The following is a 19,155-nucleotide window of genomic DNA, read 5'->3' on the forward strand; positions in this document are numbered from 1 at the left end:
TTGATTCCCTTACGAGACTTTCTGTTTGGGAATCAACCCGGCGAACACCATCGTCACGACGGCGGCGGCGATGGAGATCAGGAACGTGGCACGAAACGCCTCGAACGAGGGGATCACTGCGGTGCCGACGGTGATGGTCATTCCGGCCAGGACGACGCTCACGATCGCGGCAGACGTCGACGTGCCGATCGATCGCATCAGTGAGTTCAGTCCGTTCGCGGCTGCAGATTCCGTGATGGGGACTGCGCCCATGATCAAGGCCGGCATGGCCGAGTACGAGAGCCCGACGCCCGCTCCGATGAACATTCCGGCCACGGCGACCTGCCAGACGCTCGACACCGTGAAATATGCGAAGGCGTAACCCAATCCGATGACGAGGGCGCCGAGCATCAACGTGATTCGCGGGCCGCGCCAAGCCGAAATTCGAGCGGAGACGGGCGAGAGCGCCATCATGACGAGTCCGCCGGGGGCCAGTGCGAGCCCCGCTGCAACCATGGACAGTCCGAGTCCGTAACCGGTGGACGTCGGTGCCATGAGCAGTTGGGGGAGAGTCAGGGAATTGCCGTACATGGCAAAACCGACGGCGATCGACGCGAAGTTGGTGAAGAGAACTTGCGGCCGGGCCGATACGCGGAGGTTCACCAGCGGTGCGTTGCGTCGAAGTTCCCACCATCCCCACACCAGGAAGCTGAGCGCGGAAACCGCAAGGAGCCCCAGGGTTTTCGCGTCGCCCCATCCCCAGGTTCCGCCCTTGGTGATGGGGAGTAACAGGGTGATCAGACCAACGGTGAGGCCGAGCGCACCGACGAAGTCGAAACGTCCCGGGCGTCGTACGGTCGATTCGGGAATGACGAACGCAACCAGTGCGATGCAGATCAGCCCGAACGCTGCCGATGTGACGAAGAGGAAGTGCCAGTTGGCATTCTGGGCGATCACCGCGGCGATCGGCAGTCCGATCGCACCGCCGACGCCGAGGGTGGCGCTCATGACCGCCATCGCGCCGGCCACTTTCTTCGGTGGAAGAACGTCACGAATGATGGCTATGCCCAATGGAATTGCCCCGACCGATGCTCCTTGAAGTGCACGGCCGACAACGAGCACGATCAGTGATGGTGCGATCGCGCAGATGGCCGAGCCCAGAACGACCATCGCGAGACTGACCAGCAGCATTCGTTTCTTGCCGAACATGTCGCCGAGGCGCCCGCTGATCGGCGTGATCACCGCGGCGGCGAGGAGTGTTGCGGTGACCGCCCACGAGGTGTCGGCGGGAGTGGAGTTCAACAGGTGCGGCAATTGCGGAATGATGGGGACTACCAGCGTCTGCATCAAGGCGACGACGATTCCGCACAGTCCTAGAACGGTGAGCACTGGACCCGAGGATGCGTAGTTCGTGTCGGGGATTTTCTCGTCGACATTGGACGACCCTGCGTGAACGGACATGCGGCTCCCGCCATGGCGTGTTCTGATTGGTGCGTTCGCCCCAGTGTGCACGCTACACATCGTGTGTAGTCTGCACAATATGAGGATGGACCGGGACCCTGATCTGGTGAATATCGAGTACGAGTTGACTCTGCTCTCGCGTTACCACGCGCTCGCACAACGGGCCGAACTTCATCTGGACCGGTCGGCGTATCTACTGCTCGGTCGACTGGAATTGCAACATCCCATGAGCCTCAAGGAGCTCTCCTGCGCTTTCTCGCTCGACATCTCCACCATCAACCGGCAGATCGGCGCGCTGAGGCGTCAGGGCTTGGTGGAGCGAGTGGAGGATCCGGACGGAGGGCTCGCGCGAAAGGTCCGGCCGACGGCGCAGGGGCTGTCGAAACTTCGTGCTGATCGCGAACATTCGACAGCCGGTGTCGAAAAGGTCCTCCGCGAGTGGACGCCGGAGCAGCGTCTCGCGCTCGGTGACCTACTGCGGCAATTCAATACCTCGGTCGAAGCGCTGGAAGGCCGCGAATGGCCGCGACCGAATCAGGTCTGAGAGTGCGAGACGGATCGTAGTGAGCGGTCCGGATCGCTCGAATCCGATTCCGGCGCAATGACAACAAGTTTCGGGTGCTCTTCGGGGGCTGCATGATTTCCACGCCAGGAGAGCAGTGACCAACGTGAGAGACCGGACAGCGCGGACCCGAGACTGGCGAACGAGCCCGAACTCAGGACCGACGCCGTAGACCCGATGCTTCCGATCGAAAGAAAAGAGCCGACGCTACCGATCGACAGGATCGAGTACGCCGATCCGATCGAGAGAATGGACCCCTCGGATCGGATGGACAGTATCGATCGCGTCGACTTGTGTGACCGTATCGACTGGTCTGGGCCGGATTTCTTCTCTGGACGACCGTGCGTGATGTCCACTCGTAGATGTCCCATCTATCGGGTCTATCACGGTGATCGGAGATGCAAAAGGGACCCACCGAAATTCGGTGGGTCCCTTTCACAAGACTTCGATCAAGCTACCGCGAACATGCCCACGGTCGGAAGGAAGCTGCAGGTGATGCGATCTGCGCCTTCCGGCTGGGTGGTCAGCGAACCGCTGATCACCGAGAGAACGCGTCCGGGGCCGGTATCGGCGATAGCCGACAGAGTGGCTGGGCCGTCCGGGTTGATGCGTGCGGCGTTGGTCAAGTTCTGGGTGGCGCTGCGCTGGTTGTCGATGTTGACCCAGGTGACGGTCATCGGCACCGGCTGGTCGTCGACGGCGGGAGCCGTACCGAGAGCGGTGAAGACGAATCCGGCCTGACCGGCAGCGGGACCGGGAGGAGGCAGGTGAGCCGGGCCGGGAACGGCAAGTGCAGTTCCGACCGAATCGGCGGTGGCCGAGATGCAGCCCTTGCCAAGCGTCGGGTAGAGGAACTGCGCGATGACGGGGGCGTTCTCGTCCGGGATCGCCGGTCCGCCGCCGCCGCTGCCGTCGAGGAAGGTGATGACCTTCTCGAGGGTGGCCTTGATCTCGGGCGGAATGCCGGGGGAGTTCAGGATCGCGCGAGCCTGGTCGAGCAACGCTTGCTGCGGTCCGCCTGCAACATCGGCCGGACCTGCGGCGGCGCCGATGATGGCGGGCGCAAACGATGCGAGGAACTCGATCGGCACACTTTCGGGTGCGGGCGGTGCTGCCGGATCGGCCATTGCCTGTGCCGGCAATGCCAGTCCTGCTACTGCGGCAATAGCGACGGCGGTGAACGCCTTTCGCATACCTCGGGTTCGAAGCACTGTTTCCCCATCCTTAGTCATACCGCGCGGGCGCCTAGGCGAGCTCCGCGTTTGACGGCTCGAGGGGTCACTCTATGTACAGAGCCCCCGGGTTGTACAGCTGTTCAGTTGCTGAGCAGCTACGCACCGGGGGGAGTCTATGGCATGACCGGCCTCGATCGTGATTTACGGCGACCATACCTGTGACTGAAGTGATCTATGTGAAAGTTGATGCAACTGTTACGTCAGATTGCGAGGTTTGTTCACTCGAAGATCAGTCGAAACGGACCGAATCGTCGACGAGTACGTCAATTCGACGGGCAAGGTCGAAGTCCAGTTCCGTGAGACCGCCCGCCGAGTGTGTCGAAAGCGTGTACGTGACCTTTCGCCAGCGAACGTCGATGTCGGGATGATGATCCGCGGCCTCGGCGACTGCCGCGATGCGTTGAAGAAGCGCGATGGCGTCCGGGAATGTCGCGGAGTCGACCGTGCGAGTGATCGACCCTGGCGACAGTTGCCAGGCGGGCAGTTCGTCGAGAGCGTTTTGGATCGCGGAGTCGGACAACAAAGTGGCCATACTCCATCATGGTGCGATGAGTGATGCACCTGCAAGGGATCGGGAAGTTGTCGCCGGTGCGATCTTCCGCGAGGGAAGGCTGCTCCTCGCGCAGCGGACGAGTCCGCCGGCTTTGGCCGGTCGTTGGGAGCTGCCGGGCGGGAAGGTCGAAGAATTCGAATCGCCACAGAACGCGTTGGCGCGGGAGCTGCTCGAGGAACTGGCGGTCGAGGTGAGATGCGGCGCCAGAATCGGTGTCGACGTGCCACTGTCGCCGGGGTTGGTCCTGCGGGCCTACCGGGCGGAGTTGGTGTCGGGAGAACCGGTCGCGCTCGACCATGCTCAATTGACATGGGTCGACGCCGAAGAACTGTTGTCGATGGATCTGGTGGACAACGATCGAGCCTGGATCCCCGAGTTACTCGCGGAATTGAGCGCGCTTACGCCGCACGAGCCTTCTTGAGACCCGCTTTCAGTTCCTTCTTGGATGCGCCCTCGTTCTCGAGCTTCTTCATCCGCATGATGACGACGGGACACTTGATGCACCGCGTCTTCTTGCGGCAGCACTTCTTCTTCGGCTTGAGCTGCGAGACCTTGCTTGCCTTGACTTTTCCCATGTGACGCTGCGGCTTTCCTGTTTCACTACGGCGGAGAGCCCGCTCTTGGAACGAGGTTAGCGTACCCTTAAATGACCTGTTTCTCCAGGTCGTAATCCTACGCGCATCGGCGTGGTGCAGATCACTATTCGCTGGTGGGGGCGGTGATAGAGGCCGCACAATGCAGGAGTATCAGCCCGGAGCGAGTAGTATTTACTAGGCCGCGGTGCCTTCTCAGGCGATTCGTGCCCTGATTCGGATCACACACTCGTGCAGCGGCCACCAGAAGAGCCGTGCGACTTGACTTTCGCGTGGCCGAATCAACTCAGCCAGGAGAGCCATCGCGTGACCATCACCAGCTTCCGTAACGTTGCCATCGTCGCACACGTCGACCACGGCAAGACCACCCTCGTCGACGCCATGCTTCGTCAGTCCGGCGCGTTCGAGGAGCGCGCCGAGCTGGTCGATCGCGTTATGGACTCCGGCGACCTCGAACGCGAGAAGGGCATCACCATTCTCGCGAAGAACACCGCAGTACATAAGGTCAACGAAGACGGTTCCATCACCGTCATCAACGTCATCGACACCCCCGGCCACGCCGACTTCGGTGGCGAGGTCGAGCGCGGCCTGTCCATGGTCGACGGCGTCGTCCTGCTCGTCGATGCTTCCGAGGGACCCCTGCCGCAGACGCGTTTCGTGCTGCGCAAGGCACTCGCCGCTTCGCTGCCCGTCATCCTGGTCGTCAACAAGACGGACCGCCCCGACGCCCGCATCGAAGAGGTTGTCACCGAGGCTCAGGACCTGCTCCTCGACCTCGCATCGGACCTTTCCGACGAGGCCGCCGAAGCCGCTGAGCTCGCACTCGAACTTCCCGTCCTCTACGCGTCCGGTCGCGAAGGCAAGGCATCGACCGTGCAGCCCGAGAACGGCAAGGCTCCCGACGCCGAGGACCTCACCGCGCTCTTCCAGGTGCTGATGGAGTACGTCCCCGCGCCGAAGGGCTCGGTCGACGCACCGCTGCAGGCTCACGTCACCAACCTCGACGCATCCGCATTCCTCGGTCGCCTCGCACTCGTTCGCATCCACAACGGCGAGCTGCGCAAGGGCCAGACCGTGTCCTGGTGCCGCGAGGTCGACGGCGAGCCCGTCGTCACGAAGACCAAGATCACCGAACTCCTCACGACCATCGGTGTCGAGCGCGTTCCCGGTGAGGTCGCCGTCGCCGGTGACATCTGCGCCGTCGCAGGATTCCCGGACATCATGATCGGCGACACCCTCGCTGATCTGGAGAACCCGGTCGCACTGCCCCGCATCACCGTCGACCAGCCGGCAATCTCGGTCACGATCGGAACCAACACGTCACCGCTCGTCGGTCGCGTCAAGGGTCACAAGCTGACTGCACGCATGGTCAAGTCCCGCCTGGACCAGGAGCTCGTCGGTAACGTCTCGCTCAAGGTCCTCGACATCGGTCGCCCCGATGCGTGGGAGGTCCAGGGTCGTGGAGAGCTCGCGCTCGCCATCCTCGTCGAGCAGATGCGTCGTGAAGGCTTCGAACTCACCGTCGGTAAGCCGCAGGTTGTCACGCAGCTCGTCGACGGCAAGGTTCACGAGCCTTTCGAAGAGCTGACCATCGACAGCCCCGAGGAGTACCTCGGCGCCATCACGCAGCTCCTGGCCAACCGCAAGGGCAAGATGGTCCAGATGTCGAACCACGGCGCAGGCTGGGTTCGCATGGAGTTCATCGTTCCTTCGCGTGGCCTCATCGGCTTCCGTACGGACTTCCTCACGGAAACCCGCGGAACCGGTATCGCCAACGCCGTGTTCGACGGATACGGCCCGTGGGCCGGCGAGATCCGTGCGCGCCACACCGGCTCGCTCGTCTCGGACCGCTCCGGCACGGTGACGCCGTTCGCCATGATCCAGTTGGCCGACCGTGGAACCTTCTTCGTCGAGCCCGGCGCAGACACCTACGAGGGACACGTCGTCGGTATCAACCCGCGTCAGGAAGACCTCGACATCAACGTCACCCGCGAGAAGAAGCTGACCAACATGCGTCAGTCGTCCGCAGACGTGATGGAGACCCTCGCAAAGCCGATCAAGCTCGAACTCGAAGCAGCGATGGAGTTCTGCTCCAGCGACGAGTGCGTCGAGGTCACCCCGGAGGACGTCCGCGTCCGCAAGGTGCACCTCAACGCAACCGAGCGCGCTCGCGAGCGTTCACGTAGCAAGGCACGCGACAAGGCTGCTCTGTAGTCTTTCGTCGGTTACAACCTGACAGGCGGATGTGCCTTTCAGCCGAGTTTTCGGCGGAAAGGTACATTCGCCTTCATGGTTTCCAGGCGAAAGATCTGCCAGGGAATCGAGTGCAAAGGGGCGACGCGGCCCCGTACGGAAGGAATTGTCTGTGGCCTCAGGACGTCGCTACCTGGCGTTGGCAGTGGCAGTGACGGCGTTGTCACTGACTGCATGTACAGCCGATCCGCCGCCTCCGGTCGAGAGCACCGAAACCGTCAAGCCCACACCGACTCCGGTCGTTCCGGCGATGAAGCAGGTCACTGTGGCAATCGACGAGGTGGGAGGCGGATTCAACCCGCACCTGCTCGCGGATCAGTCGCCGGTCAACTCCGCAGTCGGCAACCTCGTACTGCCCAGTGCGTTTCGCCCGATCAATTCGCCCACACAACCTGGCGCGACGGAGTGGGCGATCGACGATTCTTTCCTCGTTTCCGCTGAAGTGACGTCGGAGGCCCCGTTCACGATTCGCTACCAACTGCGCAACGAAGCCCAATGGTCGGACGGCGCTCCCATTGCGGCAGAAGACTTTCGCTACCTGTGGCAGCAGATGATCTCGGTTCCCGGTGTGGTCAATCCCGCGGGCTATCAGATGATCGACGACGTGAACTCGTCCGGCGGCGGCAAAACGGTCAACGTCGTGATGCGTGCGCCGTATCCGGCATGGCGAGAGTTGTTCACCGATATTCTTCCGTCCCACCTGATCAAGGACACTCCCGGCGGTTTCAGCACCGGCCTGAGTGAGGGGATTCCGGTGTCGGGAGCCCACTTTCACGTGCGCTCGGTCGACCGCGGCCGGGACGAAATCGTGCTCGAACGCAACGACCGATTCTGGGGCAAGCCTTCAGACCCGGATCAGATAGTTCTGCGACGCGGAGGAACGGCTGCGCAGTTGGCGGATGCGCTGCGTACCGACGATGCCCAAGTGGCGCAGGTTCATTCGGGTAGTGCCACGGATATTCAGCTGTCTGCAATCCCGGGTGTCAGGACGGCATTCTCCTACGTTCCGCGCACTCTCGACATCAACGTGAACGGGCGAAGCAAGAACTTCGCGGATGTTCGGGTGCGTAAAGGTGTTCTGGGACTGCTCGATCCGGACCTGCTCGCCGTGGTGGCGGCAGGGAGTGAATCGGCGTCCGCCCCGGTGAAAGCTCAGATCCTCGCTCCGTCGGATCCGGGATATGCGCCCACCGCGCCGCCGAAACCGACCAGGGAGCAAGCACTGGGCGAGCTGACCGCAGCCGGCTACCTGACGGCACCGCCCACCGGAATCGTCACGGGCACTGGAACGGTCGGATCGATCGTCCGTGACGGCGCCCAGTTGACACTGCTGATCGGCGCTCCCGAAAACGACGACATCGCGATCGCCGTGGCAAACACCGCTGCCGACGAATTGCGTGACGTGGGAATCCTGGCGACCGTCGAATCGGTGGCGCCGGAGGAACTCTACGGCGAGGACCTGACGACAGGGCGCGTCGACATGATCGTCGGTTGGAGCCGGGCAGGCGCCGACACGGCCACTTCGCTGGCCTCGCGGTTCAGTTGCCCGAGCGCACCCTCCACTCCGGCAACAAGTTCGGCAGTGCCCGCACCGACGCCGTCGCAGACACCGGAGCCCATCCGAACGACAAGCGTCGAGGCTCCGAGCAACCTGTCCGGGCTGTGTGATCCGGCGTTGCAAGGTCGGATCGACGAAGCGCTCAGTGGCATCGGGGATCTCGGGTCGTTGATCGCCGATGCGGAACCCAAGCTGTGGGATCTTGCGGCGGTTTTGCCGATCGTGCAGAGCCGAGCGCTGGTCGCGGTCGGGACCGGAGTCGAGGGCGTGGTCCTCGACGGGCCGGTGCAGGTGGGGATATTCGGAAACGCTACGGACTGGGTGAGGGTGGAAAAGTGACCGCGTCGGCGAAGCGACTTCTGTTGGTACACGCACATCCGGACGACGAAACGATCACCACCGGTGGCACCATCGCGCGATACGCGTCCGAAGGCGTCGAGGTCACAGTCCTCACCTGCACGTTGGGGGAGGAAGGCGAAGTGATCGGTGATGCGTGGGCCGGGCTCGTGGCTTCCGAGGCCGATCAACTCGGTGGCTACCGGATCGCGGAACTGAGCGCTGCTTTGTCGGCTTTGGGCAGTGCCGCTCCTCGCTTCCTCGCCGGTGCCGGTCGGTATCGCGACTCCGGAATGATCGGCACACCTTCGGCCGCCAATCCCCGTGCTTTTGTCAATGCTCGACTCGACGAAGCAGTTGGCGCGGTGGTCGCCGTCATTCGTGAGATTCGGCCGCACGTCGTGATCACGTACGACCCCAACGGCGGCTACGGGCACCCGGATCACATCCAGGCGCACGCGATCACGACAGCGGCCGTCGAAGCTGCAGGAACGACCGCGTATCCCGAGACCGGCGAGCCGTGGTCGACTCCGAAGTTCTACTGGACCGTGACCGAGCGCAGGGGACTCGAACGCGGCATCGCGGCGATTTCCGAGTTCCCGGAGAACTGGCGTCTGCCCGAGCCCGGGGAATTGCCGAGTGTCGAGGACGCAGACGTGACGACGGCAATCGACGTTCGAGGCGTCATCGATGCGAAGGCGAGGGCATTGAGCGCCCACGCCACTCAGGTGACGGTAGCCCCGAGCCGAGCCGAGTTCGCATTGTCGAACAACGTGGTCCAACCGATCCTGACGGTCGAGCATTTCGTATTGGCCGCCGGCGCGCTCGGTCCGGTGGGTGAGGACGGCCGCGAGCGCGATCTGTTCGGCGGGCTGCACAGCTGACCTGGGCGTCGGCTCACAGGCATTGCGATCGACGCCGTAGTGGTGTGTGATGCGTGTCACCGGATGGGTGGTCCTTTCGGTAACAGCAAAGCCTGGGGGCTGAAGAAATGTACAACTGGGACCTGCAGAACCAGATCGTCGCCTTCGTCGATTCGTTGCGTCCGATGGCTGGTTATTACCACGACTTGTATTACGGGTCGCTCTACGCATTCGCAGATCAGCAGAGTCATTTGCTGACTCTGCTCGGGTTCCCGCCGGTTCCCTGATCAGCTTCGTGCTTTTCGGGCGCGAGCCGGGGTGCTTGTCGGGAGGGACCCCGCGCTCGCGCGATGACGACCGATAGACCACTATCAAAACCATGACGACGGTCGAGAACAACACGGACGCCTCGACAGGAACGTCGCTGTCGTGGCTCGACCCTGTCATCCTCGGCATCCTGATTTTCGACGGGTTCTTGTGCGCGGTGTTGTCCGTCCTGTTCTTGCCGACTCATCTCGGTACGACGGCATTTCCCATCAGCATTCTCGTAGCCGCGACCGCGAACCTCGTATTGGTGATCGCCGCCCGCACGGTTACGACGCCGGGTAGGGCCGCATTGCCGCTCGCCGGTTGGATCGTCGGGTTCTTGGTGTGCATGGTGGGCGGCCCCGGCGGCGACGTACTCGTGCTTTCGTCCCCTCTGACCTTCCTGCTGCTGGTCGGTGCGATCGCTCCGGCCGCCGTTTTCCTCTTCAAAGTGGCGATCAACAGACTCGCCACCCTCAGCTCGCAATAGTTCTCGGCGCGCGCGTAGGAAACTGACCCGTGCATAAGGGACACTCAGCCTGTGGCTGAACATGATTTGGCGGGTGCGACTATCGCCTTGACCGCAGAACGGCGTGTCGAAGAATTTGCGACGCTCCTCGAACGTCGAGGCGCGGAGATCGTGCGGACACCGGTGATCCATGTGCTGCCGTTGGTGGACGATCGAGACCTGAGGACTCAGACGTCCGCTTTGATTGCCGATCCTCCGGAATTGGTCGTGATCAGTACCGGGATCGGCTTCAGGGGTTGGCTCGACGCCGTCGCCTCGTGGGGTTTGACCGAGGAGTTCCTCGGGGCTCTCGCCCACACGCGCATCATCGCCCGCGGCCCCAAGGCGACGGGCGCCATCCGAGGCGCCGGACTGCGCGAGGAATGGTCGCCTTCGGGTGAGTCGTCCGAGGAAGTTCTGGCACATCTCGGAAGCGAGGGAGTGGCAGGCTTGCGCATCGTAGTCCAGTTGCACGGCACCATCACCGAATGGGAGCCGTTGACGGACCTGAGCGCCTCCCTCGCCGACATCGGCGCGGTTGTCACTCCGGTATCGGTCTATCGGTGGATCCGGCCGCCGGATCAGTCGCCGGTCCGCGCGTTGGTCGCTGCAGTTCGTTCCGGTGCGATCGACGCCCTGACCTTCACCAGTGCCCCCGCGGTCTCCTCGATGCTCAGCACGGCAAAAGAAATGGGCGAGCTGGAGCGGTTCGTCGCAGCTATGCGCGGACCGGTACCGACCTACTGCGTCGGACCGGTGACGGCCGCTCCGCTGGAACTCCTCGGTGTTCCGACCATCCAGCCGGAGCGATCGCGTCTCGGTTCGCTGGCGCGGCTCATCATCGACGACCTGCCCACACGTCGCCACCGCCCGGAGTGACGGCTTCGATCAATTCCCACGCGTTCTCGGCGGGGAGATCGATCACCTCGTAGCTTCCGGTGCCGGCGGGCGTCGCGGCGACGACGGTTGCCACTCCCGCGCGCCTCTGGAAGAACGTCTCGCGCACCGTCCATCCGATGACACCTTCGGATTCGAGACTGTGACGCTGGCGATCGAGCGAGCCGTTTCGGGTGATCAACCATCCGGGTAGTACTGCGTGGCCGAGGCCGTTGTATCGGTCGAAGGCGAGGGCAGTGCCACCGATGGCGAGTACGGCGACCCCGAACCACGCGTAGATCGGTACATCGAGTCCAGAAGCCGCGCACGCCACACAGACCAGGAACGCCACCGCGGCGAGGAACAGTGCTCGGGTGTACCGGCGACGCCGCGCGGCCGGGCCGTGCGGGATCAGCGGGGCGGACGCCTGGCGTGAGTCACCGATCACGGTGGCCATCACTCGCTCGGCTTCCCTGCGCGGTCCCTGCGGGAGCAGTAGCGAAGATTCCTTCTTCTCGGCGCTGACCCCGGTCATGATGGCGTCGAGCCGCGCGCCGCGAGCCAATCGCAGCAGGAGCGGTTCCTTGAGCGTCGTGCCGCGGAGGCGGGCGCGGTCGAGTGTGGTTTGCCGAGTCTTCAACAGGCCGTGACTGACATGCAGGATGCGGCCGTTGTCGGTGAGTTTCATGTTGCCGAACGCGATCAGGTACTGGACGCAGGCGAGTGCACTCGACAGCACCAGCAGCACGACGAGTGCGATGACGACCATCAGTGCGATGCCGAGGCTCTCGAGTGAGTCGAAGCTGTCGCTCACTGCCGAGGATTTCGCGACGGCAGTGCCGATGCCGTATTGGAACGAGATGCCGATGATGGCTGCGATGATGGCGATTCCGGTGAACGAAAAGGGGGCGTAGCGAACCCAACTCGGTTCCCAGTGACCGATTTCGGTGTCGACCGGTTCGGTGATGCTTTCGACCGGCGTGCCCGGGGTTTCCAGTCGCCGTGCTTGCTGGGCGCCGGCCAACAGTGCGGCGCGTAGGTCCGGAACCAGGGCGGTCGACAGGGCGTTGAGCTCGAACTTGTTCGAATCGTGGCCGCTCCCGGCGCGCTGGCCGGTACCGATGCGCACGATCGACAGTCCGAGCAACCGGTGCATGACCCCGGCCTCGACGTCGACGGATCGGATGCGGCTACGCGGGACGGAGAGCAGCTTTTTCTGGAAGACCCCGGTGCGCAGTTGAACGTGGACGGGTCCGATTCGGTACGTGGTGGTGAAATACCGCAACAAACCGAAGATGACGAGCAGAGTGACGACGCCGAGTCCCCACCAGTGGTTTCCGGATTGGCTGCCGAGAACTACGGAGACGAGTAGGACCGGGAGCAGTTTGACGACTTCGTTGACGGGGTGGACCAGAAGCATGCGTCGGTCGAGGCGGAGCCAGGGCTGTTCCTCTTCCGCGGCCTCGGCAGCTGCCGTTTCCGCCTCTACCGGGATCTCGATCGCGGTCGGGTCGCCCAACTGTTTCTCGTTCACGTCGCGTCTCCCACGTTGGTACCCGCGATCTCCGTCAGTTGAGCCACCGTGCGGTCGGCGACTTCCTGGTCGAGTGCGGAGATCTTCACGGCCCCGGCCGACGACGCTGTCGTGACCGTGACGGTTGCCAGACCCAACATGCGGTCGATCGGTCCGCGCTCGGTGTCCACGGTCTGCACGCGCGAGATCGGTGCGATGCGTCGCTCCTGGGTGAACCAGCCGGTGCGTGTGTACACCGCGGTATCACTGATCTCCCATCGGTGGACGCGATACCGCCACGCCGGGACCATCAGAATGTAGGTGGCAGCGAAGAGCACGGTGACTGCGAATACGGTGCCGACCACCCAGGACGGGATTCCGGGTATCAAGACGGCACAGACGATTTCGGCGACGATGACGGGTACCCAGAACAGTGAGGCAGTGATTGCCCACAGCCTCGGGGCTTTGGTGCTGGGTCGCCATAACGGGTCGGCCATGGTCAGCGGTTGCGGCGCAGTCATGGGCACTACTTTGGTCGAGTGAGGGGCGATCTGTCGACATCGGCCCTATCGTGGAGTGTGGCGACCGCGAAGGGAGCACGTGATGACCGAACAAGATGCGACATTCGACCCGGAGGCTCCGGAATCAGATGCGCTCGAACAATCGACACCCGTAGATCCGAACGCCCCTGAAGAACCCGATCTGACCGACATTCCGCTCGACGCGCCAGTGGCTGACGTGGTGGATCAACGAGTCGAGGTTGCGGTCGACGACGACTACCGGCCGTCGTGATCGAGGCGGTGTCGGGGCGGTGAGGCCGCCTACTTCTGGCACCGGGTGGCACTAGTCGTCCCACATGGCGCATGATCGCTAGGTGAACCGAACTGGTGATGACTCCGGCAAACCCACCATGCTTCCGATGCCAGGTATTTCCGCGTCCGCCTCGTCCAGTCCGTCGCCCGGCCCGTCAGCGTCGGCGATGCGGCGAGTTCTCCGTCGTGCACGCGACGGAGCGACCCTGAACGTCGACGAGGCGGCAACGCTGCTGCAGGCACGGGGAACCGATCTGACCGATCTGTGTTCTTCGGCGGCCAAGGTTCGCGATGCCGGTCTGCTGGCAGCGGGTCGGCCGAACACCGTGACGTATTCGCGGAAAGTTTTCATTCCGCTGACCCGTCTGTGCCAGGACAAGTGCCACTACTGCACATTCGTCACGGTGCCGGGGAAGCTGCGTGCCGCTGGGCACGGCATGTTCCTGGAACCGGACGAGGTTTTGGACATTGCCCGGGCAGGCGCCGAATTGGGCTGCAAGGAAGCGTTGTTCACGCTGGGGGATCGCCCCGAGGCTCGCTGGCCGGAAGCCAAGCAATGGCTGGACGAACGCGGCTACGACTCCACCCTCGACTACGTGCGAGCGATGTCGATCCGGGTACTCGAGGAGACAGGCCTGCTCCCACACCTCAATCCCGGTGTGATGAGCTGGCAGGAACTCTCGCGGCTCAAGCCCGTTGCGCCGTCGATGGGCATGATGCTCGAGACGACCGCTACCCGGCTGTTCACCGACAAGGGTGAGTGCCACTACGGCAGCCCGGACAAGGACCCGGCGGTTCGGCTACGCACCCTGACCGACGCAGGCCGACTGAACATCCCCTTCACCACGGGAATTCTTGTGGGCATCGGGGAGAACTTCCTCGAACGTGCCGAGTCGATCATGGCGATACGCAAGTCGCAGAAGGCGTTCGGCCACATCCAGGAAGTGATCATTCAGAATTTCCTGGCCAAGCCCGATACCGCGATGCGCAATACGCCTGATGCTGGACTCGACGAGTTTCTCGCGGCCATCGCCGTCGCACGCCTGCTGCTCGGGCCGACGATGCGGATTCAGAGTCCGCCGAATCTCGTCTCGAACAGCGAGTGCCTCGCGCTGCTCGGCGCAGGCGTGGACGACTGGGGCGGGGTATCACCGTTGACCCCCGATCACGTCAACCCCGAGCGTCCCTGGCCGAATCTCGAGACCTTGGCCGAGATCAGCGCCGAGGGCGGCTTCACGCTGACCGAACGCACTGCGGCTCAGCCGGCATATGTCCTGGCCGGGGCTCCGTGGATCGATCCGCGTATTGCGGGTCACGTGCAGGCGCTGGCGGATCCCAAGACCGGTCTCGCCTTGCCCGACACCAAGCCGGTGGGTCGGCCGTGGCAGGAACCGGACGAGTCGTGGGAATCGAGCGGACGCGTCGATCTCAATACCGAGATCGACACGGACGGGCGCAACACCGAGACCCGCAGTGACCTGGGCAGTGCGTTCGGCGACTGGGAGACCGTGCGCGAACAGGTTCTCGAGCTCAGTGCTCCGATTCGCGTCGACACCGATCTGCTGGCTGCGCTCCGCAGTGCCGAACGCGACCCGGCCGGATGTTCCGACGACGAGTACCTGGCCCTCGCCACGGCGGAGGGCCCGGGCCTGGAAGCCGTTGTGGCACTGGCGGATGCGCTGCGCAAGGATGCCGTCGGCGAGGACGTCACCTACGTGGTGAACCGGAACATCAACTTCACCAACATCTGCTACACGGGCTGCCGATTCTGTGCGTTCGCGCAGCGCAAGGGTGACGCCGACGCGTTCACGCTGTCGGCAGAGCAGGTCGCCGACCGTGCGTGGGAAGCGCACGTCGCCGGCGCAACCGAGGTGTGCATGCAGGGCGGTATCGATCCGGAACTTCCCGTCACCGGTTACGCCGACCTGGTCCGGGCCGTCAAGAAGCGCGTGCCGTCGATGCACGTCCACGCGTTCTCTCCGATGGAGATCGTGAACGGTGCATCGCGCAGTGGTGAGAGCATCAGGGATTGGCTGACAGCCCTTCGTGAGGCGGGCCTGGACACCATTCCCGGTACGGCAGCGGAGATCCTCGACGACGAGGTGCGCTGGATCCTCACCAAGGGCAAACTGCCGACGGCGGAATGGATCGAAGTGGTCACCACGGCCCACGAGGTGGGGCTGCGGTCGAGTTCGACGATGATGTACGGGCATGTCGATCAGCCGCACCATTGGGTCGGGCACCTGAACGTTCTTCGCGGAATCCAGGACCGTACAGGCGGATTCACGGAGTTCGTGCTGCTGCCGTTCGTTCACCAGAGCGCGCCCCTGTACCTGGCGGGCGCTTCACGGCCAGGGCCGACCAATCGGGACAACCGCGCTGCGCACGCGTTGGCACGCATCATGCTGCACGGCCGCATACCCAATATCCAGACCAGCTGGGTCAAACTTGGCATCACCGGAACGCAGATGATGCTCAACGGCGGCGCCAACGACCTCGGCGGAACGCTGATGGAAGAGACGATCTCGCGGATGGCCGGCTCCGAACACGGTTCCGAGAAGACCGTCGCAGAACTGCGCGCCATCGCCGAGGGAATCGGACGTCCGGCACGCGAACGAACCACCACACATGCACGACGCGAAGGAGCGATTGCCTGATGGCTGACGTACTGGGGGACCGCAAGGTCGTCGAGGTTCTCGATCGAGCGGTGTGGGGGATCAACCCGGTTCTCGACCTCGCCTACAGCGATCCGCTCGGTATCAAGCGTCGGACGTTCGAGCCGACCGATCCCGAGCGAAACGCTGCTGCGATGGTGTTGGACGCGGCCGCTTGGGTCCTCGACGTCGTCAAGTTCCCCGGGACGGCGGCGTGGTCGGTGATGACCGACGAGCAGCGCTCGAAGTGGTGGACGACCCGGTTGGGTGCACTCAACACCGTTGCCGTGGCGTTCCCCGGCATCTTCGGCGTCCTCCTCAATCGGTTGCCGATCCAGGACCTGCTGGCCTTCGCGAATCAGGCCGTTGTGCTCGTTGCGGTTGCTCGTGAACACGGAGTGACCGAACGGGATCAGCAGGTGGACCTCCTGGCGTCGGTGCTGTGCCGGCGTGAGACGAAGTCTCGAGAGCTTCTCACCGGAGAGGACTTCGCCGAGAAATCAGCCGGCGGCGCCGACGAGACCTGGCGCCCGTTCGCGCTCATCGGAACGTTGTGGCGCACGTCCAAGACTTTTCGTGCCATCACGGACGAGTTGCACAAGCGGCCGTCTCGGACAAAACCGTACGAGATCATCGGCAAGATTCCGGTGGTCGGCGTCGTGGCGGATTACCTCGGTGAGCGGGGCGCACTGGTACGCGCGGCCGCTCTGGGGGAGAAGTGGATCGCGATTCGGTCGAGGAACATCACCGCAGTAGGCTGAAATGTGTTACCCCCGCCTGCTCAGAGTCGGTAGGCAGGGGGATAATAGGCTGTTCCCGCGGTACGTGAGAGTCGTATCGGATTTTCGGCCCCTTGCAACTGCGTGTTGCGGCGGCGATGCACGACAGGAAGGCAGGGAGATCGGCAGTGACCTACACGATTGCTGAACCGTGTGTAGATGTGATGGACAAGGCGTGCATCGAAGAATGCCCTGTCGACTGCATCTACGAGGGTGGACGCATGCTTTACATCCACCCCGACGAGTGTGTCGACTGCGGCGCGTGTGAGCCTGTCTGTCCCGTCGAAGCCATCTTCTACGAAGACGACGTCCCGGACCAGTGGAACGCGTACATCAGCACCAACGTCGATTTCTTCGACGATCTCGGCTCACCGGGTGGAGCGGCCAAGCTCGGCAAGGTCGACTACGACACGCCGTTCATCAAGGCGCTGCCTCCCATGGGTGAGGAATAGAGATCTTGTCTCGTACTCCGGTGGCCGCTGGGCTTCCTGATTTTCCGTGGGATTCGCTCGCCGATGTCACGGCGAAGGCGCACTCTCATCCCGACGGCATCGTGAACCTGTCCGTGGGGACGCCGGTGGATCCGGTGGACCCGGTGATTCAGGAGGCTCTGGCCTCTGTTGCCGAGGTGCCCGGGTACCCGACGACTCATGGCACGCTCGCGCTTCGCGAGGCCGTGGCGGAGTCACTGGATCGCCGCTACAACATTCCCGACGTCGATCCGGCAGCGGTGCTGCCGGCCATCGGTACCAAGGAAATGATCGCGTGGCTGCCGACATTGCTCGGTCTCGGAGCCGGCGATCTGGTGGTCATTCCGGAGTTGGCGTACCCGACGTACGAGGTCGCAGCGAAACTGGCAGGTGCTCGCGTCCTGCGCGCCGACGGCTTGAACAAGCTCGGTCCCGAGTCGGCGGCGATGATCTTCGTGAACTCGCCCTCGAATCCCACCGGCAAGGTGCTCGGCCTCGAGCACTTGCAGAAGGTCGTGGCCTGGGCGCGCGAGCGCGGCGCGATCGTCGTCTCCGACGAGTGCTACCTCGGATTGACGTGGGAAGCGGATGCACTCTCCATTCTCGATCCCCGTGTCAACGACGGCGATCTGACCGGTTTGCTTGCGGTCCACTCGCTTTCGAAGACGTCCAATCTCGCGAGCTATCGCGCCGGGTTCGTCACCGGTGATCCGGCTCTGGTGTCGGAACTGCTCGAGGTGCGCAAGCATGCGGGCATGATCCTGCCGCTACCGATCCAGGCGGCGATGACCGCAGCCTTGGGCGACGACCAACACGAGAACATCCAGCGCGAGCGGTACCGCGAGCGTCGTAGTGTGTTGATCGAAGCTGTTCGAGGCGCCGGATTCACCGTCGACAATTCCGAGGCAGGTCTGTACCTCTGGGCGACGCGCGGCGAGGAATGTCGAGCGACGGTCAGTTGGTTCGCCGATCGTGGGATCCTCGTTGCCCCCGGTGAGTTCTACGGACCGAGCGGGAGCAAGCACGTGCGGATCGCGCTCACTGCAACAGACGAACGAATCGCCGCGGCAGCAAAGCGCCTCTCCGCCTGAATCGTGTGCTTTCCCAGGTGTCAGGTTCCCTGATGTCGGTATCGGTCCGATGTAAGGTCGCGCTGTGACCACCTCAGGGACCGGCGGCTTGGACGCGGTACTGATTTTTGCTGTCGTTGCTGCCTCGGTTGCACTGATGCTCGTGTGGTTGAAAAGTCGTCGAGTTTTCGGAGAATTCCCACTCTCGGCGGCTCTCCTCTGGCTGATGGTTGCAGTGCCTTCCATCTTGCAGGCGGCGATGCCGGGACTGCTCGAGATGTTTCGTCGTGATCCCGCGTTGATTCGTGACGGGCAATGGTGGCGCATTCTGACCTCCGTGCTCGTTCAGGACGGAGGGGCCGCAGGAACTGTCACCAATCTCGCGACGCTGGCCGTGGTTGCACCGCTTGCGTTTCGGCTCTGGGGCGCCGCACGTGGCTGGGCTCTCTTCCTGCTCGGTCAACTGTTGTTCGGTTTGCTCACCACCGCAGTCTTCCCGTCGACCGGCGCAGGCAACTCCGGTGCCACGCTTGCTCTGGCAGCGGCGGCCGCGGGGATCGGCGTTCTGGTGCGCCCGCGAATGCCTGAGATTGTTCTGACGGTCGTGATTGTCGTCGGCGGCGCAACATTGGTGACGGTCGACGACGCACACGGATTCGCGGTGCTTTCCGGGGCGCTCTTGGGGGCTGCGCTGGTGACGCTGTTCCCTCCGCACTCGATGGACGCGCGTCGGGCAGGAGAAAGTTTGCGACCATCCGCGCTGTGAGATGCTGT

21 protein-coding genes are annotated in these 19,155 nt (G+C 63.5%); 14 read left to right on the forward strand and 7 right to left on the reverse strand.

Annotated elements, in window-relative coordinates; all coding sequences use genetic code 11:
* Window positions 1–9: 9 nt before the first annotated feature.
* The gene (locus tag QM609_RS23530; protein ID WP_050656024.1) at window positions 10–1,440 is read right to left on the reverse strand and encodes an MFS transporter; all 1,431 of its coding nucleotides are present in this window, start codon (window positions 1,438–1,440) and stop codon (window positions 10–12) included.
* Window positions 1,441–1,525: 85 nt separating this feature from the next.
* Between QM609_RS23530 and QM609_RS23535 the strand changes: the two genes are divergently transcribed.
* Window positions 1,526–1,984, forward strand: coding sequence for a MarR family winged helix-turn-helix transcriptional regulator (locus tag QM609_RS23535; RefSeq protein WP_003945257.1), 459 nt, complete (start codon window positions 1,526–1,528; stop codon window positions 1,982–1,984).
* On the opposite strand, the gene QM609_RS23540 is transcribed toward QM609_RS23535, so the two are convergent.
* From QM609_RS23540 to QM609_RS23550, 3 genes are all read right to left on the reverse strand, one after another.
* Window positions 1,975–2,373: a hypothetical protein gene (locus QM609_RS23540; protein WP_042448789.1), complete on the reverse strand. Its 399-nt coding sequence runs from the start codon at window positions 2,371–2,373 to the stop codon at window positions 1,975–1,977. The genes QM609_RS23535 and QM609_RS23540 overlap by 10 nt on opposite strands.
* Before the next feature lie 78 nt (window positions 2,374–2,451).
* Window positions 2,452–3,195 (reverse strand): Rv1157c family protein, encoded by a 744-nt coding sequence (locus tag QM609_RS23545; protein ID WP_003945233.1) that lies wholly within the window; start codon window positions 3,193–3,195, stop codon window positions 2,452–2,454.
* A gap of 271 nt (window positions 3,196–3,466) precedes the next feature.
* On the reverse strand, window positions 3,467–3,769 hold the full coding sequence (locus QM609_RS23550) for a 4a-hydroxytetrahydrobiopterin dehydratase (RefSeq protein ID WP_003945236.1): 303 nt from the start codon (window positions 3,767–3,769) through the stop codon (window positions 3,467–3,469).
* Between the two features lie 16 nt (window positions 3,770–3,785).
* Between QM609_RS23550 and QM609_RS23555 the strand changes: the two genes are divergently transcribed.
* Window positions 3,786–4,211, forward strand: coding sequence for a (deoxy)nucleoside triphosphate pyrophosphohydrolase (locus tag QM609_RS23555; RefSeq protein WP_007726279.1), 426 nt, complete (start codon window positions 3,786–3,788; stop codon window positions 4,209–4,211).
* Here QM609_RS23555 and QM609_RS23560 read toward each other — a convergent pair.
* Window positions 4,189–4,365, reverse strand: coding sequence for a hypothetical protein (locus QM609_RS23560; RefSeq protein ID WP_003945207.1), 177 nt, complete (start codon window positions 4,363–4,365; stop codon window positions 4,189–4,191). The two genes, QM609_RS23555 and QM609_RS23560, sit on opposite strands and share 23 nt — an antisense overlap.
* Window positions 4,366–4,689: 324 nt before the next feature.
* Here QM609_RS23560 and typA point away from each other — a divergent pair, with 324 nt between their 5' ends.
* The 6 genes from typA to QM609_RS23590 all read left to right on the forward strand — a co-directional run bounded on the left by typA (window position 4,690) and on the right by QM609_RS23590 (window position 11,086).
* Window positions 4,690–6,597, forward strand: coding sequence for a translational GTPase TypA (gene typA, locus QM609_RS23565; RefSeq protein WP_007726276.1), 1,908 nt, complete (start codon window positions 4,690–4,692; stop codon window positions 6,595–6,597).
* 151 nt (window positions 6,598–6,748) lie between these two features.
* A complete protein-coding gene (locus tag QM609_RS23570) occupies window positions 6,749–8,533 on the forward strand; it encodes an ABC transporter family substrate-binding protein (protein ID WP_030536226.1) in 1,785 nt (594 codons plus the stop codon).
* On the forward strand, window positions 8,530–9,414 hold the full coding sequence (gene mshB, locus QM609_RS23575) for an N-acetyl-1-D-myo-inositol-2-amino-2-deoxy-alpha-D-glucopyranoside deacetylase (RefSeq protein ID WP_050656025.1): 885 nt from the start codon (window positions 8,530–8,532) through the stop codon (window positions 9,412–9,414). Before QM609_RS23570 ends, mshB begins: the two co-directional genes overlap by 4 nt.
* A 107-nt stretch (window positions 9,415–9,521) precedes the next feature.
* A complete protein-coding gene (locus tag QM609_RS23580) occupies window positions 9,522–9,680 on the forward strand; it encodes a hypothetical protein (protein WP_003945210.1) in 159 nt (52 codons plus the stop codon).
* A 92-nt stretch (window positions 9,681–9,772) separates the two neighbouring features.
* Entirely contained in the window at window positions 9,773–10,189 is a 417-nt protein-coding gene (locus tag QM609_RS23585) for a hypothetical protein (RefSeq protein ID WP_050656026.1), read from the forward strand.
* A gap of 51 nt (window positions 10,190–10,240) precedes the next feature.
* Window positions 10,241–11,086 carry a uroporphyrinogen-III synthase gene (locus QM609_RS23590; RefSeq protein ID WP_050656027.1) on the forward strand — a complete coding sequence of 282 codons (846 nt, stop codon included), beginning with the start codon at window positions 10,241–10,243 and terminating at the stop codon, window positions 11,084–11,086.
* Here QM609_RS23590 and QM609_RS23595 read toward each other — a convergent pair.
* The gene (locus tag QM609_RS23595) at window positions 11,046–12,617 is read right to left on the reverse strand and encodes a PH domain-containing protein (protein WP_082239048.1); all 1,572 of its coding nucleotides are present in this window, start codon (window positions 12,615–12,617) and stop codon (window positions 11,046–11,048) included. The genes QM609_RS23590 and QM609_RS23595 overlap by 41 nt on opposite strands.
* Complete coding sequence (locus tag QM609_RS23600; RefSeq protein WP_007726268.1) at window positions 12,614–13,117, reverse strand: PH domain-containing protein; 504 nt, start codon at window positions 13,115–13,117, stop codon at window positions 12,614–12,616. Before QM609_RS23600 ends, QM609_RS23595 begins: the two co-directional genes overlap by 4 nt.
* An 82-nt stretch (window positions 13,118–13,199) precedes the next feature.
* Here QM609_RS23600 and QM609_RS23605 point away from each other — a divergent pair, with 82 nt between their 5' ends.
* From QM609_RS23605 to QM609_RS23630, 6 genes are all read left to right on the forward strand, one after another.
* On the forward strand, window positions 13,200–13,388 hold the full coding sequence (locus QM609_RS23605; RefSeq protein ID WP_003945217.1) for an Rv3202a family protein: 189 nt from the start codon (window positions 13,200–13,202) through the stop codon (window positions 13,386–13,388).
* 118 nt (window positions 13,389–13,506) lie between these two features.
* Window positions 13,507–16,065, forward strand: a complete 2,559-nt coding sequence (locus QM609_RS23610; RefSeq protein ID WP_003945208.1) for a bifunctional FO biosynthesis protein CofGH — start codon at window positions 13,507–13,509, stop codon at window positions 16,063–16,065.
* Window positions 16,065–16,823 carry a hypothetical protein gene (locus QM609_RS23615; RefSeq protein WP_003945247.1) on the forward strand — a complete coding sequence of 253 codons (759 nt, stop codon included), beginning with the start codon at window positions 16,065–16,067 and terminating at the stop codon, window positions 16,821–16,823. The genes QM609_RS23610 and QM609_RS23615 overlap by 1 nt, the downstream gene beginning before the upstream one ends.
* A gap of 146 nt (window positions 16,824–16,969) precedes the next feature.
* Window positions 16,970–17,293 (forward strand): ferredoxin, encoded by a 324-nt coding sequence (fdxA, locus tag QM609_RS23620; RefSeq protein WP_003945248.1) that lies wholly within the window; start codon window positions 16,970–16,972, stop codon window positions 17,291–17,293.
* Between the two features lie 5 nt (window positions 17,294–17,298).
* Window positions 17,299–18,402: a succinyldiaminopimelate transaminase gene (gene dapC / locus QM609_RS23625; protein WP_050656028.1), complete on the forward strand. Its 1,104-nt coding sequence runs from the start codon at window positions 17,299–17,301 to the stop codon at window positions 18,400–18,402.
* A gap of 64 nt (window positions 18,403–18,466) precedes the next feature.
* Complete coding sequence (locus QM609_RS23630; protein WP_007726255.1) at window positions 18,467–19,147, forward strand: hypothetical protein; 681 nt, start codon at window positions 18,467–18,469, stop codon at window positions 19,145–19,147.
* The last annotated feature ends 8 nt before the right edge of the window (window positions 19,148–19,155 follow it).

It is taken from the genome of Rhodococcus sp. IEGM 1302 (assembly GCF_030056935.1).
Lineage (GTDB): Bacteria > Actinomycetota > Actinomycetes > Mycobacteriales > Mycobacteriaceae > Rhodococcus_F > Rhodococcus_F qingshengii.

Excerpts from the sequence above, each read along its gene's own strand:
- QM609_RS23540 (WP_042448789.1), bottom strand. The coding sequence starts at position 2,373 with ATGGGACATCTACGAGTGGACATCACGCACGGTCGTCCAGAGAAGAAA.
- QM609_RS23530 (WP_050656024.1), bottom strand. The coding sequence starts at position 1,440 with ATGTCCGTTCACGCAGGGTCGTCCAATGTCGACGAGAAAATCCCCGAC.
- QM609_RS23600 (WP_007726268.1), bottom strand. The coding sequence starts at position 13,117 with ATGACTGCGCCGCAACCGCTGACCATGGCCGACCCGTTATGGCGACCC.
- QM609_RS23555 (WP_007726279.1), top strand. The coding sequence starts at position 3,786 with ATGAGTGATGCACCTGCAAGGGATCGGGAAGTTGTCGCCGGTGCGATC.
- QM609_RS23615 (WP_003945247.1), top strand. The coding sequence starts at position 16,065 with ATGGCTGACGTACTGGGGGACCGCAAGGTCGTCGAGGTTCTCGATCGA.
- QM609_RS23585 (WP_050656026.1), top strand. The coding sequence starts at position 9,773 with ATGACGACGGTCGAGAACAACACGGACGCCTCGACAGGAACGTCGCTG.
- QM609_RS23605 (WP_003945217.1), top strand. The coding sequence starts at position 13,200 with ATGACCGAACAAGATGCGACATTCGACCCGGAGGCTCCGGAATCAGAT.
- QM609_RS23580 (WP_003945210.1), top strand. The coding sequence starts at position 9,522 with ATGTACAACTGGGACCTGCAGAACCAGATCGTCGCCTTCGTCGATTCG.
- QM609_RS23610 (WP_003945208.1), top strand. The coding sequence starts at position 13,507 with ATGCTTCCGATGCCAGGTATTTCCGCGTCCGCCTCGTCCAGTCCGTCG.
- QM609_RS23545 (WP_003945233.1), bottom strand. The coding sequence starts at position 3,195 with ATGCGAAAGGCGTTCACCGCCGTCGCTATTGCCGCAGTAGCAGGACTG.
- QM609_RS23560 (WP_003945207.1), bottom strand. The coding sequence starts at position 4,365 with ATGGGAAAAGTCAAGGCAAGCAAGGTCTCGCAGCTCAAGCCGAAGAAG.
- QM609_RS23535 (WP_003945257.1), top strand. The coding sequence starts at position 1,526 with ATGGACCGGGACCCTGATCTGGTGAATATCGAGTACGAGTTGACTCTG.
- QM609_RS23550 (WP_003945236.1), bottom strand. The coding sequence starts at position 3,769 with ATGGCCACTTTGTTGTCCGACTCCGCGATCCAAAACGCTCTCGACGAA.